Here is a 10,956-nt window from a genome sequence, read left to right as displayed (position 1 = left end):
GGGGCCGTCGCCCTCGAGCGCGTCGCGGATCGCCGCGAACAGGGCGGGTCCTGGAGGCTGCACAATGGCAAGAAGCGGACGGTCCGGATGCGACGGGTTCCTCCACATGCTCGTAAGGTTAGTGGCGACAGGTCGGACAGATGTGCAGGGAGGGTCGTGACGCGTTCTCCCGCGGCGCCCGAGGTCAGTGCCCATGTCTTCCGCATCCCGATGCGCACGCGTTTTCGCGGGCAGACCCTCAGGGAGGGGGTGCTGCTGCACGGTCCGGCCGGATGGGGCGAGTTCTCCCCGTTCCCCGAATACGGTCCGCGCGAGTGCGCCCGCTGGCTGGCCTGCGCCCGTGAGGCGGCCTTCGAGGGCTGGCCGGAGCCGGTGCGCGACAGCGTTCCCGTGAACACGACGGTGCCGGCCGTCGATCCCGTGCGGGCCCACGACATGGTGCGCCGCTCGGGCTGCGGCACGGCGAAGGTCAAGGTGGCCGAGCGGGGCCAGACGTTCGACGACGACGTGGCGAGGGTCGAGGCCGTGCGCGACGCGCTCGGGCCGTCGGGCCGGCTGCGGATCGACGTCAACGGCGCGTGGGAGGTCGATGAGGCCGTGCGCCGGCTCAACCGCCTCGGCCGGTTCGACCTGGAGTACGCCGAGCAGCCGTGCGCCACCCTCGAGGAGCTGGCGGCGGTGCGGCGCGCGTGCGACGTGCCGATCGCGGCCGACGAGTCGATCCGCCGGGCCGAGGACCCGCTGCGGGTCAAGGCGGCCGAGGCGGCCGACATCGCGGTGGTCAAGGTGCAGCCGCTGGGCGGGGTGCGCGCGGCGTTGCGGGTGGTGGAGGCGTGCGGGCTGCCCGCGGTGGTCTCCAGCGCGGTCGAGACGTCGGTGGGGCTGGCCGCGGGGCTGGCGCTGGCCGCGGCGCTGCCGTCGCTGCCGTACGCGTGCGGGCTGGGGACGATGTCGCTGCTGTCGGGCGACGTCGTGGACGACTCGCTGGTGCCGGTGGACGGGTGGCTGGCCGTGCGGCGCCCGACAGTGAATTATCAGCATTTGTCGTCATATGAAATCGAATCTCCCCAGTGGCTGAGCCGGATGCAGGAGGCGTCACGTTGAACCCCGCTACCGCGCTGGCCACGGTGCTGGTCGACGAGATGGTGCGCTGCGGCCTGACCGATGTCGTGCTGGCCCCCGGCTCCCGCTCCGCGCCCCTGGCGCTGGCCCTGTACGCCGAGTCGCGGGTGCGCCTGCACGTGCGCATCGACGAACGGTCCGCGTCCTACCTGGCGCTGGGGCTGGCCAAACGCTCCGAGCGCCCGGTGGCGCTGATCTGCTCGTCCGGCACGGCCGTGGCCAACTTCCACCCGGCCGTGATCGAGGCGAGTGAGGCGGGCGTGCCGCTGCTGGTGCTCACCGCCGACCGCCCGCCCGAGCTGCGCGGCACCGGCGCCAACCAGACGATCGACCAGCTCAAGTTGTACGGCGGCGCGACCCGCTGGTTCGCCGAGGTCGGCGTGCCGGAGGACCGGCCTGGGCAGGTGGCCTACTGGCGGTCGCTGGCCTGCCGCGCCTACCAGCGGGCGTCGGGCCCGGCCGCGCCGGGGCCCGTGCACCTCAACCTGGCCTTCAGGGAGCCGCTGATCCCCGATGGCGACACCACGTGGTGCGAGCCGCTCGACGGTGCCGCCAACGGCCCCTGGGTGCGGGCCAGGGTCGCGCCCCCGCCGGTCGCCCTGCACCTCCCGCCGACCAGGCGCGGGGTGCTCGTGGTCGGCGACGGCGCCGCCAACGTGCGCCGTTACGTCGCCGCGGCCGGCATGGCGGGCTGGCCGGTGTTGTCGGAGCCGAACGGCGGCGGCCGCTACGGCGACCACGCCGTCTCCACCTACCACCACCTGCTGGGCACGCCCGAGTTCGCCGACACGCACCTGCCCGACGTGGTGGTCACGCTGGGCCGCCCCGGGCTGTCGCGGCCGCTGTTGTCGTGGTTGCAGCGCGCGGGGGAGCACATCGTGGTGGCGCCCGACCTCGACCGCTGGCCCGACCCCACCAGGTCGGCCACGCAGGTGGCGCAGGCCGTGGAGATCCCGGTGGCCTCCGGCGACGACACGTGGCTGCACTCCTGGCGTCAGGCCGACCAGGCGGCCAGGACGGCGTTGGACGAGGTGCTCGACGTGTCGGGCACGAGCGAGCCGCGTCTGGCCAGGGACCTGGTCGACGCGCTGCCCAACGGGGCCCTGCTGTTCTGCGGCTCCTCGATGCCGATCCGCGACCTGGACCAGGCGATGCGGCCGCGGCGCGGCATCCGGCTGATGGCCAACAGGGGCGCCTCCGGCATCGACGGGCTGGTCTCGACGGCCATGGGGGCGGCGCTGACGCACAACGGCCCGGCGTACGCGCTGATGGGCGACCTGTCGTTCCTGCACGACCAGAACGGGCTGATCCTCGGGCCCCGCGAGCCCAGGCCCGACCTGTGTTTCGTGGTCGTCAACAACGACGGCGGCGGCATCTTCTCGCTGCTGCCCCAGGCGGCGGTCCGCGACCCGTTCGAACGGGTCTTCGGCACGCCGCACGGGGTGGACCTCGGCTATGCGGCGGCCGCGACGGGGACGCCGTACACGCTGGTGGAGGAGATCACCGAGCTGCCCAAGGCGCTGCGCGGCGAGGGGCCGCGCGTGGTCGAGGTGCGCACCGACCGCCAGGAGAACGTGCTCGTGCACGCCCGGCTGCGCGACGCCGCGCAGGCGGCCGTCCGCGCCCTGCTGGAGGACTAACCGCCCAGGGCGTCGAGCAGCCGGTTGAGCGGCGTGTCGAGGCCGTGGCGGTCGGCCAGGCGGACGAGCGCGTCGGGGTCGCGCGGCTTGGCCGGCAGGGTGAGGTCGGCGGCGGGCAGTGGCGCGTCGGAGGCCACCTCGACGACGGCGGGGGCGGCGCGCAGATAGTCGCGGGCCACGGCCAGGCGGGTGCGGCTGCCGGCCGGGAAACCGTCGGTGACGCCCGCGTCGAGCGCTTCGAGCATGGCGTCCAACGAGCCGAAGCGGGTGATGAGCGCCGCCGCGGTCTTCTCGCCGACGCCCGCGACGCCGGGCAGACCGTCGCTGGGGTCGCCGCGCAGGGTCGCGAAGTCGGCGTAGGCCCGCCCCGGGATGCCGTATTTGGCGGTGACGAACGCCTCGTCGACAATCTGCAGATTGCGGATGCCGCGGGCGGTGTAGAGGACGCGTACGGGACGGGCGTCGTCGACGAGCTGGAACAGGTCGCGGTCGCCGGTCACGATGTCGACGGCGCCGGCGGCCTGGTGGGTGAGCGTGCCGATCACGTCGTCGGCTTCGTAGCCCGGCGACTCCAGGCGGGCGATGCCGAGCGCGTCGAGCACGTCCTGGATGATCGCGATCTGCGGCACGAGCGCCTCGGGGACCTCCTCGGCGTCTCCGTGGGCGACCCGGTGCGCTTTGTACGTCGGGATGGCCGCCACCCGGAAGGCGGGCCGCCAGTCGGCGTCCATGGTGGCCGCGAGCGCGGTGGGGGAGTGGCCGCGCACGAGGGTGGCGATCATGTCGATCAGGCCGCGTACGGCGTTGACAGGCTTGCCGTCGGGCCCCTCGATCGACACGGGGACGCCGTAGAAGGCGCGGAAGTAGAGCGATGGGGTGTCCAGAAGCATGAGCACGCGTCTATCGTCGCACTCCCGCCGCTCACCCGGGCAGCTCCTCCTCGCGCGCGGGGACGCCGACCGCGAGCAGGCACGCGTCGTCCTCCGGGTTGGGGCCCCCGATGCGGGCCAGCAGGCGGTCGAGGCCCGGCTCCAGGTCGCGGGCCGACACGTCGCGGGCGGCGGCCATGACCAGGTCGAGGCCCACGTCGATGTCGCGGGTGCGCCGCTCGACCAGCCCGTCGGTGAACATCAGCAGCAGGTCGCCGGGCAGCAGCCGGGTGGTCGCCAGCTCGTACGGGCCCGGCCAGTCGGCGCCGAGCAGCACGCCGCGCGGCTGGGTGAGCCGGGTGGCCACGCCGTCGCGGACCAGGACGGGGGCCAGGTTGCCCGCCTGGCTCCAGGCCAGCACGCGCGTCTCGGGGTCGAGGTGGCCGATGATCGCCGTGGCGGTGGTGTCCTTCAGCTGGTGCATGACCAGCTCGTTGAGCCAGGCCAGCAGCCGGTGGGCGGGCCGGCCGGTCATGGCCAGGCCGACGAGGGCGTGGCGGAGCTGGGCCATGCGCGCGATGGCGGGCAGGCCGTGGCCGGAGACGTCGCCGATGGCCAGCAGCAGGCGGCCGTCGGGCGCGGGAGCCGTCTCGAACCAGTCGCCGCCCAGGTTGGCGGTCTTCTCCGCGGGCACGTAGCGCACGGCGATCCTGGCGTGCGGCAGGTCGAGGCGCCCCGCGGGCCCCGGCAGGATGGCCTCGCGCAGCGCGAGCATGACGTTGCGTTCCTCGGCGGCCTGCTCGCGGGCCTCCAGCAGTTGCCGGCGCGACTCCGAGACCATACGCTCGGCGCGGCGGCGGCCGGTGATGTCCTGGATGACGCCGTGCATGCCGACCGGCCCGCCGACCGGCCCACCGACCGGTCCACCGACCGGTCCACCGACCGGTCCACTGGGCGGCCCACCGACCGGCCCACCGGGCGCGGACAGCGGTTCGAGCACGACGCGCAGGTCACGCAGCTCGCCGGTGCCCGCCGCGCGGCGGATGCGGAACTCCGCCTGCACCGGCTCGACCCCGCGTACGACGGACCACAGCAGCCGGTCGAGCGCCCCCATGTCGGCCGGTTCGACGAGGCCGGCCAGCTCGGGCAGCGGGATCGGGCCCAGCGCGGGGTCGCGCCCGAAGATCACGTAGACCTGGTCGGACCAGATGGTCTCGCCGGTGTGCAGGTGCCACTCCGCCCAGCCCATGTTGCCCAGCCGCTGGGCGTGCGCCAGTCGTACGGCGAGCAGCTCGGCGTCGCTCTCGCGCGCGGGCAGCTCGGCGGCGCCTATGACGTCGGCCATGCGGTCTCACCCTCGAAGCGCAGCGGAACTGGACAATTGGCATCACAATACGTGATCGACATCGAACGGAGTGTAGCGATGTCTTCCCGTGTTGTGAGAGCTTTTCGCGGATTTTAGAAGGCGTCGTCAGGAGTACATTTGGGCCTGTGACGTCCTCAGATCTGTATCCCGTGTCCCGTCTTGCCGCCGTCCAGGAGGCCACCGCCAAGGGCGGCCTCGACGCCCTGCTCCTCACTCCCGGTCCCGACCTGCGCTACGTCAGCGGCTACGACGCCAAGCCGCTGGAGCGGCTGACGTGCCTGGTGGTGCCCGCCTCGGGCGAGCCGTTCATGATGGTGCCCAGGCTGGAGGTGCCGGCCGCGCAGGCGTCGCCGGCCGCGCGGCTGGGGCTGGAGTTCGCGGCGTGGGACGAGACCGACGACCCCTACGCGGTCGTGGCCGCGCGCCTGGGCCGGGTGGCCAGGGTGGGGCTGGCCGACCGCATGTGGGCCATGTCGTCGCTGCGGTTCCGTGAGGTGCTGCCGGACGCCGAGCAGGTGCTGGCCGGCAGCGTGCTGCGGGAGTTGCGCATGCGCAAGTCGCCGGCGGAGGTGGCGGCGCTGCGCGAGGCGGGCCGAGCCATCGACTCCGTCCACCGGCGGGTGCCGGAGTTCCTGCGGGCCGGGCGCACCGAGCGCGAGGTGGGTCGCGACATCGCCGAGGCGATCCTGGCCTCCGGCCACGCGACGGTCGACTTCGTCATCGTCGCCTCCGGGCCCAATGCCGCCAGTCCGCACCACGACGTCTCCGACCGGGTGATCGAGGCCGGTGAGCCGGTCGTGGTCGACATCGGCGGCCAGCTGCACAACGGCTACTGCTCCGACTCCACCCGCACCTACAGCGTGGGGGAGCCGCCCGCGGAGTTCGCCGCCTACTACGAGGTGCTGCGCCGGGCCCAGGACGCGGCGTGCGCGGCGGTGCGGCCGGGGGTGGCCTGCGAGTCGATCGACGCCGCGGCCCGTGACCTGATCGCCGGGGCCGGCTACGGCGACGCCTTCATCCACCGCACCGGCCACGGCATCGGCATCGAGACGCACGAGGAGCCGTACATCGTGGCCGGCAACGGCGAGGCGATGGAGCCCGGGTTCGCGTTCTCGGTCGAGCCGGGCATCTACCTGCAGGGCAGGCACGGCGCCAGGATCGAGGACATCGTGGTCTGCACCGAGGACGGCGGGGAACGCCTCAACGCCACCCCCCGCGACCTGGTGATCGTCTAGTGCCTGTCAGATTCCTCCAAATCGGTCGCCATTCGTGACACGACGACTCCTTTACGTGTGCTTAGGTATTCCCTGACTTGTTGTGTGCCGGAGTGGAGTTGAAGGGTGTCAAGGTACGGCTGGTGTCATTCGGCGTTCGCGCCTGCGGTGAGCCTGATGGTCTCGATGCTGTTACTGGTGTCGGGGGCGGTGGGCGCGCTGCTGACGCTTGTGGGCGCGACCACGGCGCCGGCGGGCGCGGCGCTCGTGGTCACGCTCATCATCGCGGTGTTCCTGACCGCCGTTCTGCGGATCGTCAGGGCCGTGCCCGACATCCGGAGGGAGAGCGCCGCCACGGCGCGTGCGGTGGCGAACGTGCAGGCGGTGAAGCCGGGTGACGACACCCTGGTGGGGCGCCGGCTGCGGTTGTTCCGGGAGGCGGCCGAGGCGGGCAACGACTGCGAGGCGGTGTTGAGCGCCCGCTCCGCGCTCGACGACAGCGAGATGGCCAACAAGCACCACCTCGACCACGCGCTCATCTGGGCGCTGCCCGTCTTCGGCTTCATCGGCACCGCTCTCACCATGGCGGGCATGGTCACCTCGTTCTCCGACGCCCTCGACGACCAGGGCGACCCCAGCGTGCTGATCGACGCGCTCAAGCAGCACGTGCTGCCCGAGCTCGCCTCGGCTTTCGGCGTCACCCTCATCGCGCTGTTCCTGAGCGTGGTCGCCTTCGGCGCGATGGCCCTGGTGGAGCGGGCCGAGCGGGCCAGCGTGGTGGCGGCCGACGACGTGTTCCTCATCTACATCGCGCGCCTGCCCGCCAAGCAGGCCGCTCCCGCCATGCAGGGCCTCACCCAGGAGCTGGCGCAGTCCCGGCAGGAGATGGCCCAGACGAGGGGCAGGACCGAAGAGCTGGTCAAGGGCCTCGACGCGCTGCGCACCGCCGTCGAGCGGCTGAGCGCGGCCGAGACCCGCCCGCAGAAGTACACCCTGGTGAGAGAACCGTGAGGAAGCGGCCCTCGACCTCGTTCGCGCCGCCGCTCGACCTGCGCTTCATCGACCTGTTCATGGCCATCGTGCTGGCGCTGTCGTTCATCGCGATCATGCTGACCGTCGTGGCGCGCATGTTGCCGACCGAGGACGCCACACAGCCGCAGCGGCAGCAGAAGAGCGTGGCCCAGCTCGAACGTCAGCTCGACGCGGCCGTGGCGGCCCAGCGCAAGGCCGAGGCTGAGCTGCGGGCCACGCGGCAGCAGATCGCCGACCAGACCGCCTTCGCCCTGCCCTGGTGGCTCATCGGGTTCTGCGCGCTGCTCGGCGTGCTGGCCGTGTTCATGAACTGGCGCATCCGGTTGTGGAGCAAGGGGAGCCTGCCCCGCCTGCGCACCTGGTTACTGGTGACCGTGGTGATCGCCGTGGTCACGGTCGTGATCAGGGAACTGAGCGACCGCGACGGCTACCTGCTGCTCGCCGAGATCCCCTGGTGGGCGGCCGACGCCCTCTGCCTCGGGCTTCTGCTGGTCGCGTACGTGCTGATCACCGGCATCCGGGACAGCCAGGCCAGGCTCAGCGAGATCCGGGCTCGGCCGGTGGACGGTCCCGCCCTCGGCGAGGAGCGCCGGCGCGTGCCCTCCGCCCGCTGACCCGGCGGTTGTGGCACAGTCACTGCCATGTTCACTGAGGTCGCCTACGCCACCAGCGCCGGCTCCGGGCGGGGGAACGAGGACCTGGTGATCGCCGGGCCGGCGTGGATCGTCGTGCTCGACGGGGCCACCGCGGCGGCCGGGGTGGACAGCGGGTGTGCCCACGACGTCTCCTGGCTGGTGGCACGGCTCGGGGGAGCGCTGGCGGCGCGGCTGTCCACCGGTCGCGACGACGACCCCTTGGCCGATGTCCTGGAGTCGGCCGTCGAGGAGGTGGCGGAGGCCCACGGCGGCGCCTGTGACCTGGGCAACCCCGACTCGCCGTCCTCGACGGTGGCGATGGTGCGCACGGACGGCGGGCGGGTCGACTACCTCGTGCTGGGGGATTCGCCGGTCGTGTGCTCCCTGCCGGACGGCGGGGTCCTGACGGTGGTCGACGACCGGCTGGAGCGGCTGCCGGGCGGGCGGCCGTACTCGCTGGAGTTGGTGCGTCGGATGCGCAACGCGCCCGGCGGCTTCTGGGTGGCGGGCGCTCGCCCCGAGGCCGCCAGGGAGAGCGTGTGCGGGACGGTGGCGGCCGACGGGGTGGCGGTGCTCACCGACGGGGTGGCGCGGCTGGTCGACTGGTACGGGTGGAGCTGGGCGGAGTTTCTGGCGGCGCTGGCCGCGCGAGGGCCGGCGGCGCTCATCGCGGCCGTGCGGGAGCTGGAGTCGGCCAGGGGGCCGGTGTGGGGCAAGGCGCACGACGACGCCACCGTGGCGTGGGCACGGCCGGCTTCGTCATGACCCGCACCCTGGCGCCGTGGGACGTCCGGCGGGCCCACGCCGCAGGCACCTTGATCGCACCTCCACGATATATAGCGGGCTGTTCCCCGCGGCGGCCTTCGACGCGGAGTGCTACAACGCCCTCACCCTCACCATGGCCTTCAGGGCGCCCTGGGCCAGCGCCGGCCGCCTGAAGGTGGTCAACAGGGCCGCCCTGTGGGTGATGGCCGTCGACCGGCTGGTCAACCACACCGCGACCACCCGCGAGCAGGTGGATCGCCTGGTCCGCGAGTGCCTCTCCGTCGCCGACGGCGCCGTGCCCCGGTCGGCCGCCACCCGGTTCCTCGCCGACCTGCGTGACGAGCTGGCCACCGTCAGGGAGTTCGGCGAGCTGCGCCGGGTCTGGCGCGGTCAGCTCGCCCGGATGCTGGCGGGCCTGGCCAGGGCCTGGGCGTGGCGCGACACGGACGTCGTGCCGACGCTGGAGCGCTGTCTCGACAACGCCGACAGCCGCGGCTCCTGCTTCGTCGACGTGTCGCACTGGATCTACGCCGCCACCGCTGGGCCAGGACGCGCCTGGAGGAGCTGCGGGACGTCAGCACGCTGGTCCAGCGTTACCTGCACCTGCTTGGGGACGTCGCCTCCTACCGCAAGGACGTGAACTGGGGCGACCTGAAGGTGTTGTCGCTCGGCGTCAGCGGCGCCGAGGTGGGCGAGGCGATGGCCGGGCTGGCGCGTGAGGCGGCCGACCTCATCGAACCGGTACGCGAGCGCAGCCCCCGCACCGCGGCCTACCTGCGACGACAGATCGGCTTCACCGCCGGTATCAACGGAATTTCGGACTTCGACCGTACGGCGTAAAAGACTTGTCGGATTCCTTGACAGGCAAGCTTGACGCCAGGCGAGCGGTATCGGCGAATAAGGGTGTTATGGGCAACAAACCGTGACATTTTGTTTCTTGTAAAAGCTTGCGGCTTGAGAGGAAAATGTGGCGTTGCTAGGGTGTCTCGATGCCAGGCATGTGGATCGACCTCCTCAACGCGCCTTGACAGGTACCACTGACCACGGCACCTCACGGGCGGGGTCGTGCATGCGCGGGAGACGTACAGGCGGTGCTGGATGGAATTCGGTCACACTGACCGTTGGCGGCTTCCCACGGCGATCAAGATACTGATCGCCGGGGGCTTCGGCGCGGGGAAGACCACCATGGTCGGAGCCGTGTCCGAGACCCGGCCCCTTCGCACGGAAGAGGCGCTCACCCACATCGGCGCGCACATCGACGACCTCGCGGGCGTCGAACGCAAGCTCACCACCACCGTGGCGATGGACTTCGGCCGCATCACGATCCGCAACGACTACATGCTCTACCTGTTCGGGACCCCCGGCCAGGAACGGTTCTGGTTCGTGTGGGACGAACTGGCCGTGGGCGCGCTCGGCGCCGTGGTGCTGGCCGACACCCGCCGCCTCGACGACTGCTTCCCCTCCGTCGACTATTTCGAGAAGCGCGACCAGCCGTTCATCGTGGCGCTCAACTGCTTCGACGGCAGCAGGCCCTTCACCGTCGGCGAGGTGCGCTCGGCGATCGGCCTGGAGCCGGACATCCCCATCGTGCTGTGCGACGCCCGCAGGCGCGACTCCGGCAGGGAGGTGCTCATCACGCTGATGGAGCACGCGATCCGCAGGGGAGTCACCCCGGTCGGGACCATGTCGTGACCATGACCGGCTACCTTTGACCGGTGGAGGAAATCGACCGCCGGATCGTCACGCTGCTGGCCCGCGACGGCCGCATGAGCTTCACCGATCTGGCCAGGGAGACCGGGCTCTCGGTCTCGGCCGTGCACCAGCGCGTACGCAGGCTGGAGAAGCGGGGAGTCGTCCGCGGATACGCCGCGATCATCGACCACGACGCCGTCGGCCTGCCGATGACAGCATTCGTGTCGATCAAGCCGATCGACCCCGCGGCCCCCGACGACGCTCCTGACCGGCTGGCCCACCTGACGGCCATCGAGGCGTGCCACAGCGTGGCGGGCGACGAGAGTTACATCCTGAAGGTGCGCGTGTCCTCGCCGGTGGCGCTCGAGGACCTGCTGCAGCAGATCCGCGCCTCGGCCAACGTCTCGACCCGCACCACGGTCGTGCTGAGCACCCCCTACGAGCACCGCGCCCCCGAACTGGCCGGCGAGGCCGCCCCGGGCCACGAGCGCAGCGGCTGACCGTACGTTCTTACGAAGTGCGTACGGTCGCCTCCCGCCCCGCCTGCCGGAGGGCGCGCCGGTGCCAGGCTGCTGACCATGGACGACCGCAGGCCCCTCACCCCGCGCCCCGGCACCGCCC

General features: G+C 72.2%; 12 protein-coding genes. 10 read left to right on the top strand and 2 right to left on the bottom strand.

The genetic code is table 11. The features are described from left to right. The first annotated feature begins 210 nt into the window (after positions 1–210). Complete coding sequence (locus E1267_RS39475; protein ID WP_246064571.1) at positions 211–1,104, top strand: o-succinylbenzoate synthase; 894 nt, start codon at positions 211–213, stop codon at positions 1,102–1,104. After that, positions 1,101–2,762: a 2-succinyl-5-enolpyruvyl-6-hydroxy-3-cyclohexene-1-carboxylic-acid synthase gene (gene menD, locus E1267_RS39470; protein ID WP_181957903.1), complete on the top strand. Its 1,662-nt coding sequence runs from the start codon at positions 1,101–1,103 to the stop codon at positions 2,760–2,762. Before E1267_RS39475 ends, menD begins: the two co-directional genes overlap by 4 nt. Here the strand turns inward: menD and E1267_RS39465 are convergent. Both E1267_RS39465 and E1267_RS39460 read right to left on the bottom strand, forming a co-directional pair. Continuing rightward, entirely contained in the window at positions 2,759–3,652 is an 894-nt protein-coding gene (locus E1267_RS39465) for a 5'-3' exonuclease (RefSeq protein ID WP_132340729.1), read from the bottom strand. The two genes, menD and E1267_RS39465, sit on opposite strands and share 4 nt — an antisense overlap. Positions 3,653–3,683: 31 nt before the next feature. After that, a complete protein-coding gene (locus tag E1267_RS39460) occupies positions 3,684–4,976 on the bottom strand; it encodes a PP2C family protein-serine/threonine phosphatase (protein WP_132340721.1) in 1,293 nt (430 codons plus the stop codon). A gap of 146 nt (positions 4,977–5,122) precedes the next feature. On the opposite strand from E1267_RS39460, the gene E1267_RS39455 reads away from it, so the two are divergent. The 8 genes from E1267_RS39455 (at position 5,123) to E1267_RS39420 (ending at position 10,835) form a co-directional block, all read left to right on the top strand. After that, positions 5,123–6,232: a M24 family metallopeptidase gene (locus E1267_RS39455; RefSeq protein ID WP_165960055.1), complete on the top strand. Its 1,110-nt coding sequence runs from the start codon at positions 5,123–5,125 to the stop codon at positions 6,230–6,232. Between the two features lie 156 nt (positions 6,233–6,388). Then, positions 6,389–7,222 carry a hypothetical protein gene (locus tag E1267_RS39450; RefSeq protein ID WP_132340719.1) on the top strand — a complete coding sequence of 278 codons (834 nt, stop codon included), beginning with the start codon at positions 6,389–6,391 and terminating at the stop codon, positions 7,220–7,222. Next, entirely contained in the window at positions 7,219–7,857 is a 639-nt protein-coding gene (locus E1267_RS39445) for a hypothetical protein (RefSeq protein WP_132340717.1), read from the top strand. Before E1267_RS39450 ends, E1267_RS39445 begins: the two co-directional genes overlap by 4 nt. 27 nt (positions 7,858–7,884) lie before the next feature. After that, positions 7,885–8,643, top strand: a complete 759-nt coding sequence (locus E1267_RS39440) for a protein phosphatase 2C domain-containing protein (RefSeq protein WP_132340715.1) — start codon at positions 7,885–7,887, stop codon at positions 8,641–8,643. Positions 8,644–8,659: 16 nt separating this feature from the next. Continuing rightward, a complete protein-coding gene (locus E1267_RS39435) occupies positions 8,660–9,283 on the top strand; it encodes a hypothetical protein (RefSeq protein WP_132340713.1) in 624 nt (207 codons plus the stop codon). Beyond that, positions 9,280–9,483, top strand: a complete 204-nt coding sequence (locus tag E1267_RS39430; protein ID WP_132340711.1) for a hypothetical protein — start codon at positions 9,280–9,282, stop codon at positions 9,481–9,483. The genes E1267_RS39435 and E1267_RS39430 overlap by 4 nt, the downstream gene beginning before the upstream one ends. Positions 9,484–9,741: 258 nt before the next feature. Beyond that, a complete protein-coding gene (locus E1267_RS39425) occupies positions 9,742–10,335 on the top strand; it encodes a GTP-binding protein (protein WP_132340709.1) in 594 nt (197 codons plus the stop codon). Positions 10,336–10,358: 23 nt separating this feature from the next. Further along, on the top strand, positions 10,359–10,835 hold the full coding sequence (locus tag E1267_RS39420) for an Lrp/AsnC family transcriptional regulator (RefSeq protein ID WP_132340707.1): 477 nt from the start codon (positions 10,359–10,361) through the stop codon (positions 10,833–10,835). Positions 10,836–10,956: the final 121 nt, after the last annotated feature.

The sequence above is a fragment of the Nonomuraea longispora genome (assembly GCF_004348345.1).
GTDB classification, from domain to species: domain Bacteria; phylum Actinomycetota; class Actinomycetes; order Streptosporangiales; family Streptosporangiaceae; genus Nonomuraea; species Nonomuraea longispora.
The sequence above is the reverse complement of the archived record's forward strand: the minus strand, read 5'-3'. Positions and strand labels throughout refer to the sequence as shown.